This is a genomic window from Polaromonas sp. (genome assembly GCF_043778355.1).
Lineage (GTDB): Bacteria > Pseudomonadota > Gammaproteobacteria > Burkholderiales > Burkholderiaceae_C > Polaromonas.
Genome location: NZ_JAYWHI010000119.1, coordinates 1 through 24,443 on the forward strand (window position 1 = coordinate 1; position 24,443 = coordinate 24,443).

Consider the following 24,443-nt stretch of genomic DNA (forward strand, 5'->3'; position numbering starts at 1 on the left):
CGTGACACCAGCCTGTCATGCCGGAAGCGATCCGGGATTCATGCCACCTGACCGTGGCTGGACAGCCGCGCAGCCCTTGCGAAGACTGCGCAGCTCAGCATCGCAGCACCCTGATGGACTTATTGCTGCTTGGCACCCTCGGTCAAGCGGCGGCTCAACCCAATGACATAGGGCGCGGCGCGTGCAGCGATCATCGGATCAGCCGATGGCTCCACGCCTTTAGGCAGCACCATGGGGTTGTAGGTGATGGTCAGGCAGTCGCCGGCGGCATCTGCGGACACCGATGTCACCTTCAACATGCCCATGTTCACCTTTTTGCGCCCCTCGGGCAGCGGCACGGTGGCGCTGTCGATCCTGTCGCCCGGCTGGGCCAACTCCAGATTGAAAGTAAAAGCGACATTGCCTTGCTTGACACGTTCGCGAAGGTCGTCAAACAGGAAACTCGGCCCCTTGGCCTTGGCCTCGTCGTCGCTCAGGCCTTTCACGCCGCCCGCCGGCTCAAACACCCACTTGCCAAACTGTTTGGCGCCAGCGGCATTGGTGAAACCGAAGGCATGCACACCCCAATAGTTCAAACTGCCAAAGCTGGCGGGCACCGGCTGCGATGCGAAATACTTGCCTTGCAGCAGAACTTCCGGGTTGGCGTCGGCAAAAGCCTTGACCTTGGCCGGGTCCGCCATTTTGGTGACCGGGTCGGGCTGCAGCGAGGCCAGGCGACCCAGGAACTGCTGGGGAGACGACGCGCCGAACACCGGAGCGGAGATGTTGCCCATTTGCCATTGCTCGCCACCCGGCAGGTTGAACTGCAAGGCCATGTTGCGCTGACTCTTGCCGTTGTCGGCGACCTTGGGGTTGGCGCCACCGACCGAAAACCGCATGACCACCGGTATCGGATTGCCGCTGAACGCCGAGGAAGTCGACAAGGCGCGTGCATCGGCGCTACCAACAAACTCGCCCATGGCGCAGATGCCCTTGGCGCCAGAGCGGCGGTAGCCTTCGAATTTGCCGAACGTGGCCTCGAACTGATTAACAAACACGTTGGGATCGACCGGCGCGGCGGTCGATTGCGCGTACGCAGTCAGCGTCAAGGTCGAGGCAGCGAGCGCAACAGCGGTCAGCATGAGAGATTTCATAACGATGGAACTCCTGTAGGTTGGGGACGGCTTGCGACACACGGGCCGCGCCGAAAGTACGGCGCTACCCAGGCGTCGTGAAGTTGTCGGACAAAGCGGCAAAACCTTACAGGATCTGCTGGCGTGGTCCTACACCGGGCCGCAAAGGCCTGTTATGTAAGAAATCAGCCGCTGGATGGACTCATGAACATCGACGCGTGTTATTGCGCCCTTTTCCTGCAGAAGCTGCAGCTCGCCGGCGGCGGGCTGGTGCGGCAGGGTGATGCCTGCTCACGCTCCTGATTTGATAGCTGTTTACGCTTGCCCGGTAGGGGCTGGAGGCCGATCTGGCCTTGAAATCAGCTGATTGCCTTAACGCGGCTTGCGCGCCAAAGCCTTGCCGGGGGGCTTGCCCGCGCCGTTGTCGCGTGGCGGCAGGCCGGTGTGCTGCGTCAGGATGCGGCCCTTGACCGGCGTGACCGGTTTCAAGGCCACCGTCGTCGAATTTTTCTTGCGGGCACTGACGTAGCCGCCATCGGTCAGCGGCTGGAAGGTCGGGATCAGGTGGTGCTTGACGTTACCGATCAGGTCGGCGCGGCCCATGGCTTTGAGGGCCTCGCGCAGCAGTGGCCAGTTGTTGGCGTCGTGGTAGCGCAAAAAGGCCTTGTGCAGGCGCCGGCGTTTGTCGCCGCGCACGATGTCCACCGTCTCGCTGTCGCGCGTGATCTTGCGCAGCGGGTTTTTGTTGGTGTGGTACATCGTGGTCGCGGTGGCCATCGGGGACGGATAAAAAGTTTGCACCTGGTCGGCGCGAAAGCCGTTTTTCTTGAGCCAGATCGCCAGGTTCATCATGTCTTCGTCGCTGGTGCCGGGGTGGGCGGCAATGAAGTACGGAATCAGAAACTGCTTTTTGCCAGCCTCTAGGCTGTACTTCTCGAACAGTTGCTTGAACTTGTCGTAGCTGCCGATGCCGGGCTTCATCATCTTGGTCAGCGGCCCCTGCTCGGTGTGTTCGGGCGCGATCTTGAGATAACCGCCGACGTGGTGCGTCACCAGCTCTTTCACGTATTCGGGCGACTGCACGGCCAGGTCGTAACGCAGGCCGGAGCTGATCAGGATTTTCTTCACACCCTTGAGCGCCCGCGCACGGCGGTACATCTTGATCAGCGGGTTGTGGTCGGTGTTCAGGTTTGAGCAGATGCCGGGGTAAACGCAACTCGGCTTGCGGCAGGCAGCCTCGATCTCGGGCGTCTTGCAGCCGATGCGGTACATGTTGGCCGTGGGTCCGCCCAGGTCGGAAATTGCGCCGGTGAAACCCTTGACGGTGTCGCGAATCGCTTCGATCTCGCGGATCACCGAGTCTTCGGAGCGGCTCTGGATGATGCGGCCCTCATGCTCGGTGATCGAGCAGAAGGTGCAGCCGCCGAAGCAGCCGCGCATGATGTTGACACTGAAGCGGATCATTTCCCAGGCCGGGATCTTGGTCGCGCCGTCGTGGCTGCCGTTTTCGTCCGCGTAGGACGGGTGCGGAGAACGTGCATACGGCAGATCGAACACATAGTCCATCTCGGCGGTGGTCAGCGGAATCGGCGGCGGCGTGATCCACACGTCACGCGCGGTGGCGCCCTCGCCGTGCGCCTGCACCAGCGCGCGCGCGTTGCCGGGGTTGGTTTCCAGATGCAGCACGCGGTTCGCGTGGGCATACAGTACGGCGTCACTCCTGACCTGCTCATACGACGGCAGGCGGATCACCGAGCGGTCGCGCGGCGGGACCTTGATCTTGCCCTGCATGTGGGACAACGCGGGGTTGGGGACGAAGGTCAGCGGCTTGATGGCCGGGTTGGCCTGCGGCGTTTGGGTCAGCACCGGCGAGCCGGCTGATTCAGCCTTGACCGCAACCTCTGCCGCCTCGTCCTCCCGGGCACAACTCGCGCCCTGCTCTTTCGCCTGCTCCGAAATCATCAGATACGGATTGACATGCGCCTCAACCCGACCCGGCGCATCGACGCTGGTCGAGTCGATCTCGAACCAGCCAGCAGCCGTTTCGTCGCCACTGCGGCGGATGAAGGCGGTGCCGCGGATGTCGGTCATGGTCGCCACCGGCTCTTTGGCCGCCAGACGGTGTGCGATTTCGACAATCGCACGTTCTGCATTGCCGTAAAGCAGCAGGTCACACTTGGCGTCGATCACGACGGAGCGGCGCACCTTGTCCGACCAGTAGTCGTAATGGGCGATGCGGCGCAGCGAACCTTCAATGCCGCCGAGGATGATGGGCACGTCCTTGTAGGCCTCGCGGCAGCGCTGTGAATACACCAGCGCAGCGCGGTCCGGCCGCTTGCCACCGACGTCGCCCGGTGTGTAGGCGTCATCGCTGCGGATCTTGCGGTCCGCGGTGTAGCGGTTGATCATCGAGTCCATGTTGCCGGCGGTCACGCCGAAAAACAGGTTCGGCCTGCCCAGAGCCTTGAAGGGGTCGGCGCTTTGCCAGTCGGGCTGGGCGATGATGCCGACGCGAAAGCCCTGGGCTTCCAGCATGCGTCCGATGACGGCCATGCCGAAGCTCGGGTGGTCCACATAGGCGTCGCCGGTGACGATGATGATGTCGCAACTGTCCCAGCCCAGAGCGTCCATCTCGGCCCGGCTCATGGGCAGGAATTTCGACGTGCCGAAGCGGCTTGCCCAGTACTTGCGGTAGCTGGTCAGCGGTTTGGCGGCGCGCGCGAAAAAAGAGACGTCGATGGGAGCGTTCATGGGACTTCAGGGGGAAGGCGCTATTTTAAGGTTGTATGCCATCGCGTACGCCTTGAATGGGTACTTTGGGCCCATGAACGTCTCAAATCGCCTAAAACAAAGCAGATTTGTGGTCACAACACCCACGCTCCGTTTGCCCCAAGCCGCCGGTCCCGAGCTTGACGAACGGGTCGAAGGGCATGTGAGGCTGTATGGACCAGGCTTCGACAGGCTCAGCCCGAACGAGCGAGGTTGAACCCGAACGGGCAAGGCTCAGCGCCTGGCATGGTCAATCAGGCGATCCAGCATGAGGCCCAGTTGCTGGCGCTCTGCCGCCGCCAAACACCCGAAAATTTCGTCATTGCGACGCGCAATCAGCGCCATCACCCGGTTCCAAAGCGCCCGCCCGGCAACTGTCGGTGCCAGCACCACGCCCCGGCCGTCTGTTTCGCTGGCGCTTTTGCTGACCAGGCCGCGTTCGGCCAGCGCCTGGGCCGCGCGGCTGGCCTGGCCCTTGTTGAGATTGGCTTTGGCCGCCAGTTCGACCACCGACAGGGGCGCGAAGTTGCCAATGGTGGCGAGACAACGCGCCTCACCGACCGGCAGACCGAACTCGTCGGCATAGGCGTCACTGCTGAACTTGTCGGTCAGCTTGTTGACCAGGTGCAAGCGGTAAGTCAGAAAGCGGTCCAGCGACGGCAGCGCTGCCGGTTTACGCGGCATCTGCAACTCCGGCGCCGCACTGTTTCTGCGCATTGGCGATCAGGGGCAACACCTCATCGGCCTGAGCAAAGCGGCTCATCAGCGACAGGCTCAGCATGGACAGCAGCAAAGGCGCCTGTGCCTCGCCCACGTTGGCCAGCGCTTCGCACAGCGCGGTGTAACTGCGGTCCAGGTCGGCATCGGTCATACGGCGAATCCTTTTTCTTCAAGCACGGCCAGCAGCAGCGCGGGGTCCAGACCACGCCAGCGCCCCATCACATAACCGTCGGGGCGCACCAGCACCAGAGCCTGCGCGGCGGCATCGGGCAGACCGTAACGCTGGCGCGCCTGGCCCAGCGGGTCGGCGTCGGGGTCGATCACCAGCACCGCCACGCCCTTGTCTGGCAAGGTGCGCAGGGCTTCGGGCAAGGCGCCTTCGGCAAACACCAGGCACAACATGTCACGGCCGAAACATTGCGTCAGGTGGAGCGGCCCGTCCGGCCCGTCCAGCAAGGCCTCGGGTGCAGGGGTGCCTGGGGCAGCCAGTTCGCTGGTCCAGTCGCCCACCTGCGGTCCATTAAGGGGCGAGCCCACATAACTGATGGGCGAAGACTGGCGCGGGTTGATCAGCGAGCGCACCTTGTCGTCGCTGAGGGCCAGGCGCAGGGTCGCTTCCCGCATCAGTTTGAAGGCGAAGTTGGGCGGCGCCATGAACTCGGTGCTTTTGGCGCCATAGGCAATGTTTTCGCGCGCGGCGTGCACACGCTCGACGCCGTAGGAGTCCAGCAGGCTGTCGGCTGCCCTGCCCTCCATCACCGCCGCCAGCTTCCAGGCCAGGTTTCCGGCATCGTCAATGCCGGAATTCAGGCCGCGCACGCCAAAGATCGGCACGAGGTGGGCTGCATCACCGGCAAACAAGACGCGGCCGTGGCGGTAGCTGTCGAGCGTCAAACATTTGGCGTTGTAGATCGAGATCCACAGCGGCTCCCAGGGCTCAAGCTCGCCGATCATGCGCAAATGGCTTTCGACGCGCGGCAACACGTTGTCGGGCTTGACGGCCTCCACCGGGTCTTCGTCGTCACGGATCTGGTAGTCGATGCGCCAGATGTCGTCGGGCTGGCGGTGCATCAGGATGGTGGAGCCAGGATTCGACGGCGGGTCAAACCAGGCCAGGCGCTCGACCGGTCGTTTCGTCTTCTGCACGATGTCGACGATCACGTATTTCCCGTCGTACTGCGTGCCCTTCAATGGCAGGCCCAGCTGCTCGCGGACGGTGCTGCGCCCGCCATCGCAGGCCACCACCCAGTCGGCGCGCACCGTGTGGGTGCCGGCCGGGCTTTGCACATCGACCTCTGCGCCATTGGCCAGCGGGCGCACGGCCATCACCCGGCTGGACCAGCGCAAGTCCATGTCGGCCGTAGCCGCGCGGTGTGCAAACTCCTCAACGTAAAACTGCTGGATATTGACCATGGGCGCAAAACGCTGGCTGGTCTCGCTGGGCATCCGGAAATGCAGCACCTCGGCGTCACGCCAGTAGCTGCGGCCACCGACCCATGACAAGCCCTTGCCAACCAGCGGCTTGTCGGCGCCGACCCAGCCGAGGATTTCCTGCGAGCGGCGCGACATGCAGATGGCACGGCTGCCGCTGCAGTAGCCCTCATCGGCCTCGACCACGAGGCAGCCGATGCCCCGGTGTGACAGCAGCGCGGCCAGCGTCAGGCCAACCGGGCCGCCGCCAGCGATGACGACCGGGACATGGGCTGGAAATGCGGGAGCAGGGGTGGTCATCAGGAGCTTCTGGTTGGTTGCGCGCACAACTTTAAATCGAACTGGTTGCAAACGCAACCAGTTTCACGCACTTGCTCTTCACCTTCATCGTTTTTTTCGTTGACTATGATGGTTTATCCACATCACCAGGAGACCTGCCATGCCCGAATTCAGCACCCTGCGTATCGACAAAGATGCAGCCCACCCGCGCATCGCCCGCCTGCTGCTGAACCGCCCCGAGCGGCTCAACGCCATCAACGACGCGATGCCGCGCGAAATCCGCGCCGCGATCGACTGGGCCGCCGCCGAGGATGAGGTCCACGTGATCATTGTCGAGGGCGCTGGCAAAGGCTTTTGCGGCGGCTACGACCTCAACCACTTCGGCGAGGGCAACATTGACCACCCCTGCCAGCAGGAGCAATTCCCCTGGGACCCGATGGTGGACTACGCCTACATGAAGCGCAACACCGAAGACTTCATGAGCCTGTGGCGCAGCCCCAAACCGACGATTGCCAAGGTGCACGGCTACGCGGCGGCCGGTGGCAGCGACATTGCGCTGTGTTGCGATTTGCTGGTGATGGCCGACGACGCGCGCATTGGCTACATGCCAACCCGCGTCTGGGGCTGCCCGACGACGGCGATGTGGACCTACCGCCTGGGCGCCACCCGCGCCAAACAACTGATGTTCACCGGCGACACCATCGACGGAAAAAGGGCCGCTGACTGGGGCCTGGCCAATGAAAGTGTGCCTGTCGACCAGCTGGAGGCCGCCACCCTGAAGCTGGCCCGGCGCATCGCTGGCGTGCCGCGCTCCCACCTGGCCATGCACAAGATGGTAGTGAACCAGGTCATGCTGACCATGGGCCTGGAGCAGACACAGATGATGGCCACCGTGTTTGACGGCATCACCCGGCACAACCCGGAAGGCCTGTGGTTTCGCCGCTATGCGCAGGCTGAAGGTTTCAAGGCCGCGGTGCAGTGGCGCGACAGTGGCGAACCGATCCCCGAAGGTGACGATGCGCGCGACAAGGTGCGGCAGATGTCGTCGGGCCGGCCGGACGCCGTCTGATCTCTAGCGGTTGCGCAACATCGCGCGCGCAGCCGCCATGTCGCGGTCAAAAAGGGCTTTGGCATCGCGCCGGCAGGCCATGCGTTCGGCAGCGGCGATTGCAGCGCATTCGGCGAGGTAGAGCTTGTATCCGCCGTTGGCTTCATTGATGGCAGTGCGATAACGCTGCTGGGGCGTCATATCTGCCACGGCGCCACGCTCCAGCAGACGCTCCTCGATCGCCACCGGCTGGGCCAGCGCGGCGGAACCGGCTACGGCCAGAACCAGAGAAACAAGCAAGGAGGAAAATTTGTTGGGCATGGAAAGTCCTTTTTCTTCCGCCAGGTCCGGGGCCCGGCGGGTGAGCGTTAAAAAGCGCCTTACTTTCGGCCTGAGCTGTTGGGCTGATTCTGAAGATGCAGTGGTGGCTTGTCGGGCATGTTCTGCGACTCCACACGGGCCTTCACGCTGGCCTGGCTGTTGGCCGCTTTCTCTGCAAGGGCTTGTTGGCTACCCAGGGGTTGGGAGTGTTTGGGACCACCGCGCGTGGATTCCGATGGGTTCGGTTTGGCTGACTTCATAACTTGTCTTCCTTTGCAAGTGGCTGCGGGGGCAACCTGTGCGTTAACCCTAAACTGCGGCCGTGAAGATCGCGTCAGCAGGTGGGCAAAACGGCTGTAGGCCGGCGCGCCAGATAAAAAAAGGCCAGGCAGCCGGCCTGGCCTGTTCCCGCACGCTGCGCGCTGCCTCAGGGACGCACAGTCATCTGGCCGCGAATCTCACCACCCGGAAATTTTGCCGTGTGGATATTGGCATACCACCTGCCCGCCAACAGGTCAGCGGCCTGGGCCGGAGTCAGCGTGGCCTGGCCGATCATCGGGCTGCTCACGGGACTCGCCCAGCCCAAAGCCACACCTGCATTGGCGCCGACCAGAGCCGGACCATGAAAATGGCCGGCCGTTGCGGGGCCGCTCAGGTTGTCATATTTCAGCTCCCAGCGCAGAACATTGGTCTCCTTGTTGAACATCGCATCAACCTGCCCCGTCGCCGCGCTGGCAACAGGCGGCACTTCATTGGCGCCACGCAATTGCGTGGTCAAAGCCACCATGGGGGAGGTCTTTTGCATCATGCCGCAACCTGCGACAACCAGAACCACTGCCGAGGCAGCCAATGCGGCACGAATGATACGAGGGAAATTTGCCATGATTTTTTTCCGGGGTAGTTAAAGAAATTGCATCATAGAGCGGAAAAGGTCCAGGCAGCGCGTAGTACTTTTACCAGTCCGCCGCACCCTGCTTTTGTATATCCAAAGCGCTTCCCGCCCTTATTCCGCCCGATGATGTCGCCATGACTGCTCGTAACCGAAACAGCGCCTCGCTAGACGTCGAAAAAAGCCAACGAGGCCACCGTCCTACGGGCTCGTCGGGAACCGGCTGACGCTGAGAATCCGCACGCTTTCCTAAACTTACCGTTCATATTGGCGCGTGGTCGTCACCCATTTCTGCCGTATGAAGAGCAAGGCTGGAGTGGACGAGGCGCCTCGACACTCTCCCTTCACAGGGGCAACCCATCGACCGGCAGGGGCAAGCAATGGCATCACGGGCTTTGTGGAAAGGCGCCATCAGTTTCGGGCTGGTGCATATCCCCGTGTCGCTGCATTCGGCAACGACCGAAAGCGGGATTGACTTTGACTGGCTGGACAAACGCAGCATGGACCCGGTGGGCTACAAACGCATCAACAAGAAAACCGGCAAGGAAATCACCAGGGAACACATCGTCAAGGGCATCGCCTACGAAGACGGCCAGTACGTGGTGTTGTCACCCGAGGAAATCGCTGCGGCCTACCCCAAGACCACCCAGACCATCGAGATCGAGAGTTTTGTGCCAAACACGGACATCCCCTTCGTTTACCTGGAGCGGCCCTATTACATCGCGCCCATCAACAAAGGCAAAAAAGTATATGCACTGCTGCGCGATACGCTGCTAAAGACCCAGCGCGTGGGCATCGCACGGGTGGTGATCCAGACCAAACAACACCTGGCCGTTCTGGTGCCGTCTGGCCCCGGCCTGATCCTGAACCTGCTGCGCTGGGGCGCCGACATCCGCAGTTGGGAGGACCTGGACTTGCCGGCTGAAGGCGCCAAAGCGGCGGGCCTCAGCGACAAGGAGTTGTCCATGGCCAAACAGCTGGTCGACGATATGACCGGCAAGTGGCAACCCGACCAGTTCAGCGACTCCTTCAAGGACGACATCATGGCGCTGGTCAAGCAAAAGGTGAAAGAAGGCAAAGTCGAAACCGTGGAGCAGCCTGAAGCGGATGAAGAAAGCACTGGCCCGTCGGGCGCCAACATCATCGACCTGACCGAGTTGCTGCAGCGCAGCCTGCGCAACAAGGGCGGGGCAACCAAAGCCGACACCCCAGATACCAAAACGCCGGCCAAAAAGGCGGCAGCCAAAGCCACGCGAAAACCTGCCGCCGAAGCCGCCCCGGCACGGCGCAAGGTGGCCTGAAGCCCGCGCGGCTGACGCCCCATGGCGACCGCCGACCCGCTGGAAAGTTACCGCAGCAAGCGGGATTTCAAGCGCACACCCGAGCCTGCCGCTGGCGGGCGCCGCTCCAAGAAGCTGCGCTTCGTTATCCAGAAGCACGATGCCAGCCACCTGCACTACGACTTCCGCCTGGAGCTGGGCGGCACGCTCAAAAGCTGGGCCGTGCCCAAGGGTCCGAGTCTGGACCCCACCGTTAAACGCATGGCGGTGCAGGTGGAAGACCACCCGATCTCCTATGCCCGTTTTGAAGGCAACATTCCGGACAAGCAATATGGCGCCGGCCATGTCATCGTCTGGGACCAGGGGCACTGGCTGCCGGTGGGGGATCCCTCCAAAGCACTGAACAGCGGAAAGCTCAAGTTCGAACTGCAAGGTGACAAGCTCAAGGGCCACTGGACGCTGGTACGCATGCATGGCAAGGCCGATGAGCGCCAGCCACCCTGGCTACTGATCAAGGAAAAGGACAAGGAAGCGCAAGCCGCCGCCGACTACGACGTGCTGGAGGCCCTGCCGAACAGCGTGCTGACGGGCAAGTCGCTGCCCGCGAAAAAACCGGCCGCCGCAAAAAACACCCGCAGGAAACTGCCAAGGGACGCGGTCAAGGCCGAACTGCCGCAGACGCTGGCGCCAGAACTCGCCACACTGGTCACCGCGGTGCCTGAGGACGGTGGCGACTGGCTCTATGAAATCAAGTTCGACGGCTACCGCCTGATGACGCGCATAGACGGCAAGTCGGTGCAATGCTTCACCCGCAACGGCCACGACTGGTCGGCCAAACTTCCGACACTGGTCAAAACGCTGTCGCAACTGGGCCTGCGCTCAGGCTGGCTGGACGGCGAGATCGTGGTGCATGGCAAGGACGGCGTGCCCGACTTCGGCGCGCTGCAAAACGCTTTCGACAGCGCCAGCACGGCGCAGATTGTCTATTACCTGTTCGACATGCCTTTTTACGACGGCCATGACCTGCGCCAGGTGCCGCTGGTTGAGCGGCGCGAGCGGCTGCGGGCGCTGGTTGCCGGTGCCGGGCTGGGCCCTCTGCGCTTCAGCGAGACCTTCGACAACGGCGCGCAAGACCTGCTCGATTCAGCGCGCCGTCTCGGCCTGGAGGGCGTGATCGGCAAACGCGCCTCGTCGACCTACGTCTCGCGCCGCTCCGCCGACTGGATCAAGGTCAAGACCCACATGCGCCAGGAGTTTGTGATCGGCGGCTACACCGAACCCCAAGGGTCCCGCACCGGCCTGGGCGCGCTGCTGCTCGGCGTTTACGACAACCAGGGTGAACTCAAACATGTCGGCAATGTGGGTACCGGTTTCAACGAGAAAACTCTCAAAAACCTGCTCGCCGTCCTGAAGCCGCTGACCACGCCACGCACCGCGTTTGCCGGCCTGCCCGCCTCGGTCAAGGGCCACTGGGTCCAACCCAGGCTGGTGGCCGAGATCGTTTTCGCGCAATGGACCCACGCCGGCAACATCCGCCATGCGGTGTTTCAGGGCTTGCGCACCGACAAACCCGCACGCCAGGTCGTGCGCGAATCAGCGTTCTCTGTGGAGACCCTCATGGCCGCGAAAAACCCCGCTCCTGTTTCACCGCCGGTCAGCACCGGGAAGCTGCGTATTTCCCATCCCGAACGTGTCATCGACCCCAGCACAGGCTTCACCAAGCTGGCGCTGATCGAACACTATGGGCGTGTGGCGCCGCTGATCCTGCCGCATCTGAAAGCCAGGCCAGTCTCCCTGGTGCGAGCGCCCGACGGTATCACTGGCGAACAATTTTTCCAGAAACATGCTGAAGCCACGCGTATTCCCGGTATCAAGCTGCTGGATCCGAAGTTCGACCCCGGCCATGGCCCGCTGCTGGAGATCGCGACGGTGGAAGCGCTTCTCTCCTCGGCCCAACTCAACGTGATGGAATTCCACACCTGGAACGCCACCACGCGCGCCATCGGCAAGCCTGACCGCATGACCTTTGACCTGGATCCCGGCGAGGGGGTCGCATGGACGCAAGTTCAGGAATCGGCCCAGTTGGTCCGCATTTTTCTGAAGGAACTCAGCCTGCCCTGCTTCCTCAAAACCAGCGGCGGCAAAGGGCTGCATGTGGTGGTGCCGCTCAAGCCTTCGTACGACTGGGACACCGTCAAGGGTTTCTCGCAGGCCATCGTGCAGCACCTGTCCAGCGTGATCCCCGAGCGTTTTGTCGCGAAAAGCGGGCCGCGCAACAGGGTAGGCAAAATCTTCCCGGACTACCTGCGCAACGGCTTTGGCGCCACCACCGTCTGCGCCTGGTCGGTGCGCGCCCGGCCCGGCATGGGTGTGTCGGTGCCTATCGCGTGGGATGAACTTGAAGCGCTGACAGGCGCCGCGCATTGGGATGCGCGCAACGTTGGCGAGCGGCTGGCCACCGGCAATTCGCCCTGGAAGGACTACGAAGCATCGCGGGTCACGCTGTCGGCAGCCATGAAAGCGATGGCCTTTAAACCCACCAAAAAGCGCTCCGCCACCAGTTGAAAGTCCGGCGTGTAGGCGCGCCATCACAGTCAAACGCGTTGTCCGCCGACACCCGTGCAGTACGCTCGCCCTTGAACGGCCGCCTGCCGGTGCGTATCGTCCCTCCATCCCAGGTGTATTTTTGCATCCGGGGTCCGAACAAGGTTTTTGTTGTCCCGTCGGGAGCTCGCCATGAAGTATCTTTTCCCCGCCTTGCCCGCGCTGCTTGTCGCATTTTTCCTGACCGGCTGCCCCCAATCCAAAACGCCGGACACCCCTCCCATGGTGCCGCAACCCAAAGCCACATTGAACCTGCCGGGGGTTGTCTGACCAAACGCCCGATCCACGTCGGGGGCCGGTGTTTGGGCACAGGGCTGGTGGCGGCACTGGTCATCGCTTTGATATCAGCGTGCAGCGCCACGCCTGAAACACCGGGCAGCACCGCGCAGAAGGTTGAGCTCAATGGCCTGACCTACCAGGTCGAGCAGATCACGGCTAGTACCTGGACTGCCAGGCCGCCCGCCGGTCTGCCGAATGCCGCTCAGCACAATCTCGCACTGGTCAGAGCCATCGAAAAAGCGTCGGGCTGCAAGGTCACTGACAGCAGCTACGGCCAGCAGGGCACGGCGCTCAATGCCCAGGTGGACTGCGGCAGCAGGCTGAAAAATTAGCCAAATATGCCCTCAACCCATGTCCAGATTGCCCGCAAAGCTATTGAAATAATAGCAAGCAGAGCCGCCTACATCCAGGAACAAGCTATGCATATCTTTACCGACTGAAACGTACGCCGCAGAACCACCGCAGCAATACTGTTACTGATACCTCAAAGGAGATCCCCATGACCAGACAATCCCTGAAAACCATTCTTCTGGCCGCCATGCTTGCGGGCGCCGCCGCCCCGGCGCTGGCGCAGATCACCATCAATATTGGGGTGGCGCCGCCACCCGTCCAATACGAGGCGGTGCCGGTGCTGGCGCCGACCCAGACCTGGGCGCCCGGTTATTGGGCCTGGAACGGCGACCGACATGTCTGGGTGAGTGGCCGTGCCATCGCCAAACGCGACGGTTACCGTTGGGCGTCAGACCAGTGGGTACCGCGCGGCAATGGTTACTACCGCCAGCCTGGCTACTGGGTGCGCGACACCAACTATGTGTACGTCAAAGAGAAAAAGGCCAAGAAGCATAAACATGATCACGATGATGACGATCATGACGATGACAAAAAACATGGCAAACGCCATGGCAAGGGTCATCACAAAGACGACTGAACCCCCGCGACGCGAGCGTAAAAAAGCCGGCAGATGCCGGCTTTTTTCATACAGCCAGCCCGAGAATCAAGCGCTGGCTTTCAGCGCATCGCGCATCGCTTTGATCTGGTCGTGGTTGCGCTGCGCACCCTGCGCCTGACGTTCGATCAGCGAACGAATGCCGGCAGGCAGATCGTCTTCCTTCAAGGCCTTGCGATAGCGGGCCAAAGCGGCGTCTTCACCTCGCTCGCATTCTTCCAGCATGGCCAAATCGGTATAACCACTGAGCGTGCCGCGAACCGAGACCCAGCCGCGATGCAAGGCACCGCTGGCCGTGCCACCTTCGTCGGGCTCACCGCCAAGCTGGCGAATCTGCCCGGCCAATTCAGCGGCTGCACTGCGGCATTCGTCGGCGTGACGCATCAGCAGGGTTTTGATGTCCTGGGCCTTCACATGTTCGGCACACTCTGTAAATCCGTATTGCCCGTCGTGACTGGATTCGAGCAGGTCATTGAGGATGTCCACCACGTCGTCGTTGTCCGCGACCTCGCCTGAATCGGTACGGCTGCCCGAGAGTTGGTGATCCACACGCGTCCAGGCTGCACGGCTGGCCGCTTCGGCCTCGGGCCATGACAAACGGGAGTTCTCCTTGCGGCTGTCCCAATAGACAGACATGTCGCTTTGCGCTTCCTCAAATGTGCCGGTGTAGTTGCTGCGCCCATACACGCCCAGGCGGTAGGCCGGAGCATAGTCTTCATAGCTGCGACCGCTCTGGACATACGGCTCGCGGCTGTAGTTGTCGCGCCAGTAGGCTTCCTCAGCCGTCGGGTTGATGGCTTCAGCCACCGCCTTGCCACCCAGCCCGCCGGCAACCGCGCCGACCACTGCGCCAGCCACCGCGCCAACGGGTCCGCCGAAGGCACCGGCCGCAGCACCTGCGGCTGCGCCACCGGCGATCGCTCCCACGCCGGTGCCCACAGGATGCGCGCCTGGCGCGTCAGTGATCGGGTCGAGATTGAGGTTGTCCTTGTCTTTGTAGTCGAGTGCCATGTGAAGCTCCTTGGAAGTTGGTTGGGATGAAAGACCGCCTCAAATAACGCGTTGAAAACGCCTTCTTTTTGCGGTCAGAAATTCATCCTCAAGTGGCATCTGGCGGGCGCTGGTCAGGCGGGGACAGACGCAGTTGTAGGAGAACGCGCCGTATGCCGGCGCTGGCCAGGCCTTAACCGTCGAGCTCGGGGTAGCGGCGGAAAATACAGTCTTCGTTGAAGGCGATGCGGCGATCGCTGGCGAGATAGGACGCGAGACGTTTGTGGCCGGCCACGCGCAAGTGCAGCGCCGCGACATGAGGCGTTTTTGTCAACGCGCGTTGCGCGGCTGTCGGGAAGGCGTACAGAAGTCCGTCGACGAGCTGGAACAGCGACAGGTCGGCATAACTGATGCGCGCACCCACCAGCCAGGTCGGTCCGGAGGGATTACGCGCCAGCACGGTGTTGAACCAGTTCAGGAATTTGGGAATGCGTTGCTCGCGGAAGGCTCTGGCACGTTTGGCGGCTTCGACTTTCTGCTCCTCGTAATACAGACTGGTGGCGATCGGGTGATGGGTCTCATGCACTTCGGCCACCACGTCGGTCACCGTCAGCTGGATCTGGTGGGTCCAGATCCGCGAGGCTTCGCTTTTGCCGACCAGGCCCAGCCTTGGGCCGAGGTACAGCAGGATGGCGGCGGTCTGACCGATGGTGTGTTTGCCATGGACCAGAAAAGGCGGTGCAAACGGCGGCTGCACCAGGTCCTTCGCGCTCATGCGCCGCAAACTGGCGGTCACGCCCTGCCCCTTTGCGCCGCCGCGCGCCACGTCGATGTAATCCGCATGCGCCGCCTCCAGCGCGAGCCTGACAAACTCGCCGCGGCCCTGAATGGTCGGCCAGTAATGCAGTTCATAAGCCATGAAGATGTCCTTTCCAGACCACCAGGCGATGCCTTCGGGTTTTCGGTGAAATGCCTGCCTCAAAATTTCAGGTAAAAACGGCCTTCAGCCCATATCCTTCAAGCGCAAGCAGCTATCAACTTCATAGCAACATCAGGCTGGCGCCTTCACCACCAGGCGCCACAGCGAAGTGACTTCGGCAGCGCGGGCGGCATGCAGCGGATCGCTCAGGTCGTCGGCCTTGGGGTGGATGGGTTGCACATCCAGCCGGTGAAGCGGCTGCAGGCCGGCCGCATCGATCCAGCCCAGCAAGTCTGCACGTGAACGCAACCCCAGGTGTTCGGCCAGGTCAGACAGAATCAGCCAGCCTTCACCACCGGGCGCCAGATGCGCGGCCAGGCCGCTCAAAAATCCACGCAACATCCGGCTGTCGGGGTCGTACACCGCATGTTCGATCGGCGAACTCGGGCGCGCCGGAACCCAGGGCGGGTTGCAGATCACCAGGGGGGCCACGCCCGGAGGAAACAGGTCAGCCTGCACCAGTTCGACCTCCCCGCCCGGTGCCAGCCGGGCCAGGTTCTCGCGCGCACAGGCCAGCGCGCGCGGGTCGGTGTCGGTCGCCACCACCCGCACCACACCGCGGCGTACCAGTAGCGCAGCCAGCACACCGGTGCCGGTGCCGATATCGAAGGCCACACCGCCTGCAGACAACGCCGGCGGCAAGGGCGCCTGGGCCAGCAACTCCATATAGTCCCCGCGCACCGGCGCAAACACGCCGTAATGCGGATGAATGCGGTCCCCACCCAGGGCCGCAATGGCCACGCCTTTCTTGCGCCATTCGTGCGCACCGATCAGGCCCTGCAGCTCGCGCAGCGGCGTGACGTAATGGCCCTGCTCGGCATCGCCAGCACCATAAACCTCGCGGCAGGCCTGCACCACATCTGGCGCGCGCCGCAGCGTGATCTGATGCGCGCCGTCAAACTCGATCAGCAGCATCGCCAGCGTACGGGCGCGCTGCGACTGCGCCAGGCGATACAGGTTGAAGTTATCGACGGGCGATGGCGTCGGGATATCCGGTTTGGCCCTTTTCGCCTTTCGCGGTTTGTCGATGCGGCGCGCCAGCGCCTGCAGCAGCAGGCGGGCATTCTGGAAATCGCCGCGCCACAACATGCCCGTACCTTCGCTGGCTAGCCGGAAAGCTGCGTCGGCGGTCAGGGTGTCATCGACCAGCACCACACGTTTGGGCGGCGCAGCGCCGCTTTCAGAGCGCCAGCGTGCAGACCGGGCTTGCCCGGCCTCGGTCCAATGCAGATGAGACCCGCTCACGCGGTGACTTTCAGGAATGGACCGGAGAGGCCTGGCAGGCACTGGCGAAACAGAGGGAAAAACATGGCGGAACCCGGTCGGTGAACAGACCGCCATTATCGGGTGGAGCAAGCGACGTTATCGGCTGTCTTTGCCGCTGTCCTTGCTGTCGGGACCTGCGAGCGGCGCCAGGTCGGAGGAATACATCCGGTCGCCGAGAGACAACTCACCGCTCTTTTGCCAGGCGACCTCAAAAGCGGCCAACTCCTGCGCGGTGGCGCGTTCATACTTGTTCACATTGGCAGAACGCGTGGATTCGGGGGACGTGTCGCCCTGCGGGGCCACATCGCCACGGCGCTGCGGATCGAAGCCCCTGATCTCTTCGTTGACGCGCCAGTACACCGCCGCCACACCCAGGCCATAACGGGCCAGCGCGTTTTTCTTGATGGCCTCGCCGAGCGCCATCAGGGGCCGTTGATGGCCTTGTTCGGCATCCATGAAGTCGGTAGACAGATCGACCATCACGACAAAGCTGTGGCCGCGTTTGTCAGCGCGCACGACTTTAAATCGGTAACTCGCACTCAGGATACCCCGGCTTTCCATGGTGCTTTTGACCGAATCAAACAGCATCTCCCGGCGAAAGGCCATGCGTTCGTCCAGATTCATTTTCACGGGGCCGGTTTCCTGCCCGACGCCGACTTCCTTTGCACCACCTTGTGCGGATGAAAAAAAGTTTTGAAAAAATGACATGGCAAAAAAGGGGGTTCGTTGTCCTACCTGTTTCAAACCGTGGTTCGCGTCATCAGATGTCTGCAAACATTCAGCCGACCTAGCACATCGCAATCCTATTCTTTTCATTACAAGATGTCACGTTCGGATACATGGCACTTTGAGGCGAAAGGTTTGTGAAAAATTCATGTCACGCGATGGTATGGACACGGAGGGATGTAGGCCTTTAGTGCACACCCACCCACTGTCCCTGGACCTGTTCCAGATGCCACCTCATGCCTTATCAGTAGGCCTGCTCCCACAATGCAAAGGGTGCCGAACCGATAGTCGGGCGACAAGCCGTTAGCCACACTGGTGCCATTAACTTCTGGAGGAAACAATGTCTTTTGCGCTGTATATGATCGGATTCGCGATTTTTCTGGGTGGACTGATCTGGGGAGCCGTCGTGGCAGGTGTCCCGCATCTGTACATCGGCATCGGTTCGCTGATCTTTCTTGGCATCGGTATTTTCAGCGCCGTCAGCCGTACCCGCAGCAAAGACCCGTCCTGATCCCAGAGTGGCAAGCCTGCCTGGTTGGCTGCCATTGGAATCAAGCCCTGTTGCCCCCGTGGCACAGGGCTTTTTTGCGTCAGGACTACTTTGACCCCAGTCCCATGGCGCGCGAGATCACCTCTTTCATGATCTCGTTGGTGCCGCCATAAATCCGCTGCACACGCGCATCCGCGTAGGCGCGTGTGATCGGGTACTCCCACATGTAGCCGTAACCACCGAACAACTGCACACATTCGTCCATGACCTTGCATTGCAAGTCGGTGGTCCAGTACTTGGCCATGCTGGCGGTCGCGGTGTCCAGCATGTCATTGGCCAGCAGCTCGGTGCATTTATCGACAAACACGCGCGCCACCTGCACCTGCGTCTGAAGCTCGGCCAGTGTGTAGCGGGTGTTCTGGTAGCTGGCCACCGGCTGGCCGAAGACCTTGCGCTCCTTCACGTAGGCCACCGTCCAGTCGATGGCTGCCTGCGCCGATGCCACCGCCGTGATGGCAATCTGCAGCCGCTCCCAGGGAAGTTGCTCCATCAGGCAGATGAAGCCGCGGTTTTCATGGGCTTCGCCGCCCAGCAGATTGGCAGCCGGGACGCTGACATCAGAGAAAAACAGCTCGGACGTGTCCTGCGCCTTGAGGCCCAGTTTTTTCAGGCGCTTACCGACGGAAAATCCAGGCATGCCGCGCTCGACCAGCATCAGGCTGGTGCCCTTGGCACCCGCAGCAGGGTTGGTCTTGGCCACCACCACCACCAAGTCGGCATGCCAGCCATTGGTGATGAAGGTTTTGCTGCCGTTGAGCAGGTAGCTGCCATCGGTCTGTTTGATGGCGGTGGTCTTCACGCCCTGCAGGTCCGAGCCAGCAGCGGGTTCACTCATCGCGATCGCGCCCACCATCTCGCCGCTGGCCAGTTTGGGCAGGTACTTGCGCTTTTGCGCCTCTGTGCCGTAGTGCAGGATGTATGGCGCGACGATTTCGCTGTGCAAGCCGTAGCCAATGCCACTGTAGCCACCGCGTGCAAGCTCTTCCATCTGCACCACCGAATACAGCTTGTCGGCGTCCGATCCACCGTAGGCTTCGGGCATGGTCATGCACAGAAATCCATTTTCGCCAGCCTTGCGCCATACGGCCCGATCCACATAACCCTGTTCCTCCCAGGCCTCATGAAATGGCGCGATCTCCTTGTCGCAAAACTTGCGAAAAGCGTCGCGAAAAGCCGCGTGGTCACTGTTAAAAAGGGTACGGTCGATCATGGGTCACCTGTTGCATTGAAGGCCGGAGTCTATTTATGAAAAGCGCTTGCTTGGTGAAATGAATATACTCGTTCTTGCGCCCGCCACCCTCACTTTCCAGCAGGAGCCTCCCATGACCGAAGCATTTATCTACGACGCCATCCGCACACCGCGCGGCAAAGGCAAAAAGGATGGCAGCCTGCATGAGGTCAAGCCTGTCAACCTGTTGGCCGGTGTGCTGACCGAGCTGCAACGCCGCAATGGCTTTGACACCGCCCAGGTGGATGACGTGGTGATGGGCGTCGTTTCCCCCATCGGCGAGCAGGGCTCCGTTATTGCCAAGGTCGCCGCGCTCAAGGCCGGCTGGGACTTTCGGGCCTCGGGTGTGCAGATCAACCGCTTTTGCGCCTCTGGCCTGGAAGCCGTCAACATGGCCGCACAAAAAGTGCGCTCAGGCTGGGAAGACCTGGTGGTGGCGGGGGGGGTCGAGAGCATGAGCCGCGTGCCCATTGGTTCCGACGGCGGCGCCTGGGCGCAGGACCCGGAAACCAACAGTGCCACCGCCTTTGTGCCGCAGGGCATAGGCGCCGACCTGATCGCCACCATTGAAGGTTTTTCGCGGGCCGATGTGGACGCCTTTGCCATGGAGAGCCAGAAACGCGCCGCCAAAGCGCGCGAGGCCGGTTACTTCGACGGCTCGGTCGTGCCGGTGAAGGACTTCCTCGACCAGACAATCCTGGCACAAGACGAATTCATCAAGCCACACACCACCCTGGAGGGACTGGCAGCGCTGCGCCCGGCGTTTGAACAAATGGGCAGCATGGGTTTCGACCAGGTGGCGTTGACGCGTTACCCGCAGGTCGAACGCATCCACCATGTCCACCATGCCGGCAACTCATCAGGCATCGTGGATGGCGCGGCGGCCATGCTGATCGGCTCGCAAGCAGCCGGAAAAGTGCACGGCCTGCAACCGCGCGCCCGCATCGTGGCGGCAGCGTTGAGCGGCGCCGACCCGACCATCATGCTGACTGGCCCCATGCCGGCGGCGCGCAAGGCGCTGGCCAAGGCCGGGCTGACGATCAACCAGATCGACCTGTTCGAGGTCAACGAAGCGTTTGCCGCCGTCGTCATGCGATTCATGAAGGAGATGAAGGTGCCGCACGACAAGGTCAACGTCAACGGTGGCGCGATTGCCATGGGCCACCCGCTCGGCGCGACCGGCGCCATGATTCTGGGCACCCTGATCGACGAGCTGCACCGGCGCAAGCTGCGTTACGGCCTGGCCACGCTGTGTGTTGGTGGCGGCATGGGTATTGCAACCATTGTTGAAGCCATTTAAGTCTTGTCATGCCGGGCTAGACCCGGCATCCACGAACCACCGATACATCAAATTCCTCCCACATGGATTGCGGGTCAGGCCCGCAATGACAAACACATGAAAACCATCCAATACGAACTGGCCGACGGCATCGCCACCCTGACTTTTGATGAGGAGGGCTCGGCGGTCAACACCATGTGCGCGCAGTGGCAAACGGACCTGACGGCGGCTACCGCACAGGTGCTCAAGGACAAGGACGCCATCCGTGGCATCGTGCTCGCGTCGAACAAATCCACCTTCTTCGCCGGCGCCGACCTCAAGGCCACCATGCGGCTGCAAACCTCGGACGCCGCGCAGGTGTTCCAGGAGATCGAGCAGACCAAGAAGAACTTCCGCACGCTGGAGACCCTGGGCAAACCGGTGGTCAGTTGCCTGAACGGCACGGCACTGGGCGGCGGCTGGGAAGTGGCGCTGGTGGGCCATTACCGCGTGGCGGTGGATGACAAAAAAATCCAGTTTGGCCTGCCCGAGATCACGCTGAGCCTGATTCCCGGTGCCAGTGGCATCACCAGGATGACACGCTTGCTGGGCCTGATGGGCGCGCAGCCATTTATTCTCGAAAGCAAGCTGTTCAACCCCCAAGAGGCACTGGCGCTGGGCCTGGTGCACGAGCTGGTGCCCGATGCCGCTGCACTGCGTCCGGCGGCGCTGGCCTGGATAGCGCAGCATGACGGCGCTGCTGCGCCGGCGCACCACCCCTGGGACGACAAGAATTACAAGATGCCCGGTGGTACGCCGGCCAACCCGAAAATCGCCGCCATGCTGGCCGTGGCCCCGGCCGTGCTCAAGCAGAAAACGCGCGGACTCTACCCTGCGCCTGAATATGCGCTGGCCGCCATGGTCGAGGGAGCGCAGGTCGATTTCGACACCGCGCTGCGCATCGAATCGCGTTACCTGGCCCGGCTGATCGTCAGCCCGGTGGCCAAGAACATGATCAACACCTTTTTCTTCAACATGAACGCGATCAAGTCGGGGCGTTCGCGTCCCAGGGATGTCCCGCGTTACAAGCCGCAGAAAGTCGGCCTGCTCGGTGCCGGCATGATGGGTGCGGGCATTGCCTATGTGCAGGCCAGCCGGGGCATCCGTACCGTGCTCAGGGATGTGAGCCAGGACAAGGCCGATGCCGGCAAGGCCTACAGCGTCAGACTCACCCAAGCGCGGGTAGACAAGGGCCGCATGAGCCCCCCTGAGCAGGACGCCCTGCTCGCGCGTATTCATGCCACCGACCAGGTAGCTGACCTGGCCGGCTGCGACCTGATCATCGAAGCGGTGTTCGAGCGGCGCGACATAAAAGCCAAAGTTACCCAGGAGACCGAGCCCCTGCTGGCACCCGGCGGATTTTTTGCATCGAACACCTCCACTTTGCCGATCACCGGTCTGGCGACCGCCAGTGCCCGGCCGGAAAAATTCGTCGGCATTCACTTTTTCAGCCCGGTCGACAAGATGAAGTTGGTCGAGATCATCCGCGGCAAGCAGACCGACGATGACACGGTAGCGCGCGCCTTTGACTATGTACAGGCGCTCGGCAAGATCCCGATTGTGGTGAACGACTCGCGCGGCTTCTACACCAGCCGCACCTTCGGCACCTTTGTCATGGAAGGCGCAGCCATGCTGGGCGAAGGCATCCCTGCCGCGGTGGTTGAAAATGCTGGCATCCAGTGCGGCATGCCGGTCGGCCCGTTGGCGGTGCTGGATGAAACGGCCCTGTCGCTGAGCGTGCATGTTCTGGACCAGACGCGTGCCGATTACGCGGCAGAGGGCAAGACCTACAGCGCCACGCCCGGTGAGCTGATTGTCGAATGCATGGTCAAGGAGTGGGGCCGCAAGGGACGCGCTGCCGGTGCCGGTTTTTACGACTACCCGGCTGAGAAAGGCGCCAGAAAGACGCTGTGGCCAGAACTCAAACCGCTGTTTGAGAAGCAGGCTCCCGGCTGGGACATCACTGACATCAAGGACCGTCTGCTCTACCGCCAGGCTGTGGAAACCGCGCGCTGCCTCAGTGAAAACGTGTTGACCAGCGTGCACGACGCGAACATCGGCTCGATCTTCGGCATCGGCTTTCCGGCCTGGACCGGCGGCGCCATGCAGTTCATCTACGGCATGGGCATCGCGGCCTTCGAGCAACGCGCCGCGCAACTCGCCGCGAAATACGGGTCGGGCTTTGCACTGACTGAAGAAGTCAGGGCCGCCATCCGCAAGCACCAGCCGGTTTACTGAGCCGCAATTGCCGCCAGCAAGCCGGCTTTCTGGATTTTGCCCAATGCGGTTTTGGGCAAGGCGTCACAAAACACGATGCGTTTCGGGTGTTTGAAACGAGCGAGCCGGCCATCGAACAATTGAAGCACTTGCGCTGCATCCAGTGCGGCACCAGGTTTGCGCACCACCACAGCGACCACCACCTCGCCCCAGCGTACATCGGGCTCACCAACCACGGCCGCTTCTGCCACCAGCGGGCAGTCTGCGAGCAGATTTTCGATCTCCGCCGGATAGACATTTTCACCGCCCGAAATAATCATGTCCTTGGACCGACCGACGATATCGTAAAACCCCGCCTCGTCGCAACGCGCCAGATCGCCGGTGTGAAACCAGCCATCGACAAACGCCGGATTGTCGGGATCTTTCCAGTAACTTGCGAGCAGATTGGGCCCGCGCACCCAGATCTCACCGACCTCACCCGTCCGAGCGTCTTCGCCGGCTTCCTTGACCAGCCGAACCTCCACATGCAAGCCCACCTGCCCGGCCGACCCAGCATGCGAAAACGCGTCCTCACGGCGCAGGTAGATGGACACCGGTCCGGTCTCGGTGGCGCCATACACCTGCCCCACCGGCAGGCCGCGTGCGTGAAAGGCGGCAATCATGGAAGACGGAATCGTCGATGAACCGGTTCCCAGCATCCTCAGTGAGGACAAATCGGTGACGGCAAATGCGGGATGCTCGATCACAGCGCGTAACGTGGCTGGCACCAACAAGGACAGTGTGGGGCGCCGCATGGCCACCCCGGCCAGCCAGGCGCCCGCGTCGAAGCGGCTGTGCAGCGTGACCGATGCGCCGGTATACAGGGCCGGCAGGGTCTGGATGCACAGCCCGCCGACATGAAACAGGGGCAAGACGCTGAGCACATGATCCGCCGCCGTCAGTTCATGCGCATGGGTGGAGATCAGGCAGTTCCAGACCAGCCCCGACTGGCTGTGCAACACGCCCTTGGGCTGGCCGCTCGTGCCAGATGTGTAGACCAGCAGCACCGGGGAATTGGCGTCACCTTCGCATTCGCGCTGTGGATGGGCCGATACCGGAACGGCAAGCTGACTGGCTTGCAGAAAGCCACAGCCGGAATGAGCCACCCACGCTGCGGCGGCTTCCTCATGGGGTGCGTCGGCCACCAGCAGGCTCACGCCCGCATGAGCAAGGATGGCCGCATGTTCAGGCACGGCAAGCCGGTAATTCAGCGGCAGCAGGATCGCACCGATACGCGCCAGCGCAAACAGCAACACGAGCACATCGGGGTGGTTCAGGCCCAGCCAGGCGACCCGGTCGCCGGGCCGCACGCCAGCCGCGTGGAGCACGGCAGTCGCTGCGTCGATATGCTGCCAGAGCTGTGCATAGCTGATGTCTCGGCCTTCATGGTGCAACGCCAGCTTGTCAGGTGAACGCTGCGCGTGCCGCTGGATACGCGAAGCCAGATCCATC

General features: G+C 62.3%; 23 protein-coding genes. 9 read left to right on the forward strand and 14 right to left on the reverse strand.

Features of this window, described 5'->3' with window-relative positions; all coding sequences use genetic code 11:
• Positions 1–119: 119 nt before the first annotated feature.
• From ACH2CW_RS17495 to ACH2CW_RS17515, 5 genes are all read right to left on the reverse strand, one after another.
• A complete protein-coding gene (locus tag ACH2CW_RS17495; protein ID WP_395060489.1) occupies positions 120–1,133 on the reverse strand; it encodes a catalase family peroxidase in 1,014 nt (337 codons plus the stop codon).
• A 351-nt stretch (positions 1,134–1,484) separates the two neighbouring features.
• Positions 1,485–3,863, reverse strand: a complete 2,379-nt coding sequence (locus tag ACH2CW_RS17500) for a YgiQ family radical SAM protein (protein ID WP_395060491.1) — start codon at positions 3,861–3,863, stop codon at positions 1,485–1,487.
• A 252-nt stretch (positions 3,864–4,115) separates the two neighbouring features.
• Positions 4,116–4,565: a MarR family winged helix-turn-helix transcriptional regulator gene (locus tag ACH2CW_RS17505; RefSeq protein ID WP_395060493.1), complete on the reverse strand. Its 450-nt coding sequence runs from the start codon at positions 4,563–4,565 to the stop codon at positions 4,116–4,118.
• On the reverse strand, positions 4,555–4,752 hold the full coding sequence (locus ACH2CW_RS17510) for a hypothetical protein (RefSeq protein ID WP_395060495.1): 198 nt from the start codon (positions 4,750–4,752) through the stop codon (positions 4,555–4,557). The genes ACH2CW_RS17505 and ACH2CW_RS17510 overlap by 11 nt, the downstream gene beginning before the upstream one ends.
• The gene (locus tag ACH2CW_RS17515; protein ID WP_395060497.1) at positions 4,749–6,332 is read right to left on the reverse strand and encodes an FAD-dependent oxidoreductase; all 1,584 of its coding nucleotides are present in this window, start codon (positions 6,330–6,332) and stop codon (positions 4,749–4,751) included. Before ACH2CW_RS17515 ends, ACH2CW_RS17510 begins: the two co-directional genes overlap by 4 nt.
• Before the next feature lie 139 nt (positions 6,333–6,471).
• Between ACH2CW_RS17515 and ACH2CW_RS17520 the strand changes: the two genes are divergently transcribed.
• Positions 6,472–7,380, forward strand: coding sequence for a crotonase/enoyl-CoA hydratase family protein (locus tag ACH2CW_RS17520; protein ID WP_395060498.1), 909 nt, complete (start codon positions 6,472–6,474; stop codon positions 7,378–7,380).
• A 3-nt stretch (positions 7,381–7,383) separates the two neighbouring features.
• Here ACH2CW_RS17520 and ACH2CW_RS17525 read toward each other — a convergent pair whose 3' ends face one another.
• The 3 genes from ACH2CW_RS17525 to ACH2CW_RS17535 all read right to left on the reverse strand — a co-directional run bounded on the left by ACH2CW_RS17525 (position 7,384) and on the right by ACH2CW_RS17535 (position 8,563).
• On the reverse strand, positions 7,384–7,680 hold the full coding sequence (locus ACH2CW_RS17525) for a hypothetical protein (RefSeq protein ID WP_395060499.1): 297 nt from the start codon (positions 7,678–7,680) through the stop codon (positions 7,384–7,386).
• 59 nt (positions 7,681–7,739) lie between these two features.
• Positions 7,740–7,940: a hypothetical protein gene (locus ACH2CW_RS17530; protein WP_395060501.1), complete on the reverse strand. Its 201-nt coding sequence runs from the start codon at positions 7,938–7,940 to the stop codon at positions 7,740–7,742.
• A 167-nt stretch (positions 7,941–8,107) separates the two neighbouring features.
• Positions 8,108–8,563: a CHRD domain-containing protein gene (locus tag ACH2CW_RS17535; protein ID WP_395060503.1), complete on the reverse strand. Its 456-nt coding sequence runs from the start codon at positions 8,561–8,563 to the stop codon at positions 8,108–8,110.
• Between the two features lie 386 nt (positions 8,564–8,949).
• On the opposite strand from ACH2CW_RS17535, the gene ACH2CW_RS17540 reads away from it, so the two are divergent.
• From ACH2CW_RS17540 to ACH2CW_RS17560, 5 genes are all read left to right on the forward strand, one after another.
• Positions 8,950–9,870, forward strand: coding sequence for a Ku protein (locus ACH2CW_RS17540; protein WP_395060505.1), 921 nt, complete (start codon positions 8,950–8,952; stop codon positions 9,868–9,870).
• 21 nt (positions 9,871–9,891) lie between these two features.
• Positions 9,892–12,414 (forward strand): DNA ligase D, encoded by a 2,523-nt coding sequence (ligD, locus tag ACH2CW_RS17545; RefSeq protein ID WP_395060507.1) that lies wholly within the window; start codon positions 9,892–9,894, stop codon positions 12,412–12,414.
• A gap of 171 nt (positions 12,415–12,585) precedes the next feature.
• Positions 12,586–12,723: a hypothetical protein gene (locus ACH2CW_RS17550; protein ID WP_395060509.1), complete on the forward strand. Its 138-nt coding sequence runs from the start codon at positions 12,586–12,588 to the stop codon at positions 12,721–12,723.
• Between the two features lie 32 nt (positions 12,724–12,755).
• Entirely contained in the window at positions 12,756–13,064 is a 309-nt protein-coding gene (locus tag ACH2CW_RS17555; protein WP_395060511.1) for a hypothetical protein, read from the forward strand.
• A gap of 167 nt (positions 13,065–13,231) precedes the next feature.
• Positions 13,232–13,660 (forward strand): hypothetical protein, encoded by a 429-nt coding sequence (locus ACH2CW_RS17560; RefSeq protein ID WP_395060513.1) that lies wholly within the window; start codon positions 13,232–13,234, stop codon positions 13,658–13,660.
• Between the two features lie 66 nt (positions 13,661–13,726).
• Here the strand turns inward: ACH2CW_RS17560 and ACH2CW_RS17565 are convergent, their stop codons facing one another.
• From ACH2CW_RS17565 to ACH2CW_RS17580, 4 genes are all read right to left on the reverse strand, one after another.
• Complete coding sequence (locus ACH2CW_RS17565) at positions 13,727–14,689, reverse strand: PA2169 family four-helix-bundle protein (protein ID WP_395060515.1); 963 nt, start codon at positions 14,687–14,689, stop codon at positions 13,727–13,729.
• A 172-nt stretch (positions 14,690–14,861) separates the two neighbouring features.
• Complete coding sequence (locus ACH2CW_RS17570; protein ID WP_395060517.1) at positions 14,862–15,587, reverse strand: glutathione S-transferase; 726 nt, start codon at positions 15,585–15,587, stop codon at positions 14,862–14,864.
• 132 nt (positions 15,588–15,719) lie between these two features.
• A complete protein-coding gene (locus ACH2CW_RS17575) occupies positions 15,720–16,892 on the reverse strand; it encodes a methyltransferase (RefSeq protein ID WP_395060519.1) in 1,173 nt (390 codons plus the stop codon).
• 117 nt (positions 16,893–17,009) lie between these two features.
• Positions 17,010–17,537 carry a hypothetical protein gene (locus ACH2CW_RS17580; protein WP_395060559.1) on the reverse strand — a complete coding sequence of 176 codons (528 nt, stop codon included), beginning with the start codon at positions 17,535–17,537 and terminating at the stop codon, positions 17,010–17,012.
• Positions 17,538–17,979: 442 nt separating this feature from the next.
• Here ACH2CW_RS17580 and ACH2CW_RS17585 point away from each other — a divergent pair, with 442 nt between their 5' ends.
• On the forward strand, positions 17,980–18,150 hold the full coding sequence (locus ACH2CW_RS17585; RefSeq protein ID WP_188709413.1) for a hypothetical protein: 171 nt from the start codon (positions 17,980–17,982) through the stop codon (positions 18,148–18,150).
• An 85-nt stretch (positions 18,151–18,235) separates the two neighbouring features.
• Here the strand turns inward: ACH2CW_RS17585 and ACH2CW_RS17590 are convergent, their stop codons facing one another.
• Positions 18,236–19,399, reverse strand: a complete 1,164-nt coding sequence (locus ACH2CW_RS17590; RefSeq protein ID WP_395060521.1) for an acyl-CoA dehydrogenase family protein — start codon at positions 19,397–19,399, stop codon at positions 18,236–18,238.
• A gap of 112 nt (positions 19,400–19,511) precedes the next feature.
• Between ACH2CW_RS17590 and ACH2CW_RS17595 the strand changes: the two genes are divergently transcribed.
• Both ACH2CW_RS17595 and ACH2CW_RS17600 read left to right on the forward strand, forming a co-directional pair.
• Positions 19,512–20,717 carry an acetyl-CoA C-acetyltransferase gene (locus ACH2CW_RS17595; protein WP_395060523.1) on the forward strand — a complete coding sequence of 402 codons (1,206 nt, stop codon included), beginning with the start codon at positions 19,512–19,514 and terminating at the stop codon, positions 20,715–20,717.
• Between the two features lie 96 nt (positions 20,718–20,813).
• Complete coding sequence (locus ACH2CW_RS17600) at positions 20,814–22,973, forward strand: 3-hydroxyacyl-CoA dehydrogenase NAD-binding domain-containing protein (RefSeq protein ID WP_395060525.1); 2,160 nt, start codon at positions 20,814–20,816, stop codon at positions 22,971–22,973.
• Here ACH2CW_RS17600 and ACH2CW_RS17605 read toward each other — a convergent pair.
• Positions 22,967–24,442 carry a class I adenylate-forming enzyme family protein gene (locus ACH2CW_RS17605; protein WP_395060527.1) on the reverse strand — a complete coding sequence of 492 codons (1,476 nt, stop codon included), beginning with the start codon at positions 24,440–24,442 and terminating at the stop codon, positions 22,967–22,969. The genes ACH2CW_RS17600 and ACH2CW_RS17605 overlap by 7 nt on opposite strands.
• Position 24,443: the final 1 nt, after the last annotated feature.

Excerpts from the sequence above, each read along its gene's own strand:
- ACH2CW_RS17605 (WP_395060527.1), bottom strand. The coding sequence starts at position 24,442 with ATGGATCTGGCTTCGCGTATCCAGCGGCACGCGCAGCGTTCACCTGAC.
- ACH2CW_RS17585 (WP_188709413.1), top strand. The coding sequence starts at position 17,980 with ATGTCTTTTGCGCTGTATATGATCGGATTCGCGATTTTTCTGGGTGGA.
- ACH2CW_RS17530 (WP_395060501.1), bottom strand. The coding sequence starts at position 7,940 with ATGAAGTCAGCCAAACCGAACCCATCGGAATCCACGCGCGGTGGTCCC.
- ACH2CW_RS17535 (WP_395060503.1), bottom strand. The coding sequence starts at position 8,563 with ATGGCAAATTTCCCTCGTATCATTCGTGCCGCATTGGCTGCCTCGGCA.
- ACH2CW_RS17595 (WP_395060523.1), top strand. The coding sequence starts at position 19,512 with ATGACCGAAGCATTTATCTACGACGCCATCCGCACACCGCGCGGCAAA.
- ACH2CW_RS17495 (WP_395060489.1), bottom strand. The coding sequence starts at position 1,133 with ATGAAATCTCTCATGCTGACCGCTGTTGCGCTCGCTGCCTCGACCTTG.
- ACH2CW_RS17525 (WP_395060499.1), bottom strand. The coding sequence starts at position 7,680 with ATGCCCAACAAATTTTCCTCCTTGCTTGTTTCTCTGGTTCTGGCCGTA.
- ACH2CW_RS17510 (WP_395060495.1), bottom strand. The coding sequence starts at position 4,752 with ATGACCGATGCCGACCTGGACCGCAGTTACACCGCGCTGTGCGAAGCG.
- ACH2CW_RS17520 (WP_395060498.1), top strand. The coding sequence starts at position 6,472 with ATGCCCGAATTCAGCACCCTGCGTATCGACAAAGATGCAGCCCACCCG.
- ACH2CW_RS17500 (WP_395060491.1), bottom strand. The coding sequence starts at position 3,863 with ATGAACGCTCCCATCGACGTCTCTTTTTTCGCGCGCGCCGCCAAACCG.
- ACH2CW_RS17560 (WP_395060513.1), top strand. The coding sequence starts at position 13,232 with ATGACCAGACAATCCCTGAAAACCATTCTTCTGGCCGCCATGCTTGCG.
- ACH2CW_RS17590 (WP_395060521.1), bottom strand. The coding sequence starts at position 19,399 with ATGATCGACCGTACCCTTTTTAACAGTGACCACGCGGCTTTTCGCGAC.
- ligD (WP_395060507.1), top strand. The coding sequence starts at position 9,892 with ATGGCGACCGCCGACCCGCTGGAAAGTTACCGCAGCAAGCGGGATTTC.
- ACH2CW_RS17550 (WP_395060509.1), top strand. The coding sequence starts at position 12,586 with ATGAAGTATCTTTTCCCCGCCTTGCCCGCGCTGCTTGTCGCATTTTTC.
- ACH2CW_RS17570 (WP_395060517.1), bottom strand. The coding sequence starts at position 15,587 with ATGGCTTATGAACTGCATTACTGGCCGACCATTCAGGGCCGCGGCGAG.
- ACH2CW_RS17600 (WP_395060525.1), top strand. The coding sequence starts at position 20,814 with ATGAAAACCATCCAATACGAACTGGCCGACGGCATCGCCACCCTGACT.
- ACH2CW_RS17505 (WP_395060493.1), bottom strand. The coding sequence starts at position 4,565 with ATGCCGCGTAAACCGGCAGCGCTGCCGTCGCTGGACCGCTTTCTGACT.
- ACH2CW_RS17540 (WP_395060505.1), top strand. The coding sequence starts at position 8,950 with ATGGCATCACGGGCTTTGTGGAAAGGCGCCATCAGTTTCGGGCTGGTG.
- ACH2CW_RS17515 (WP_395060497.1), bottom strand. The coding sequence starts at position 6,332 with ATGACCACCCCTGCTCCCGCATTTCCAGCCCATGTCCCGGTCGTCATC.
- ACH2CW_RS17580 (WP_395060559.1), bottom strand. The coding sequence starts at position 17,537 with ATGAATCTGGACGAACGCATGGCCTTTCGCCGGGAGATGCTGTTTGAT.
- ACH2CW_RS17565 (WP_395060515.1), bottom strand. The coding sequence starts at position 14,689 with ATGGCACTCGACTACAAAGACAAGGACAACCTCAATCTCGACCCGATC.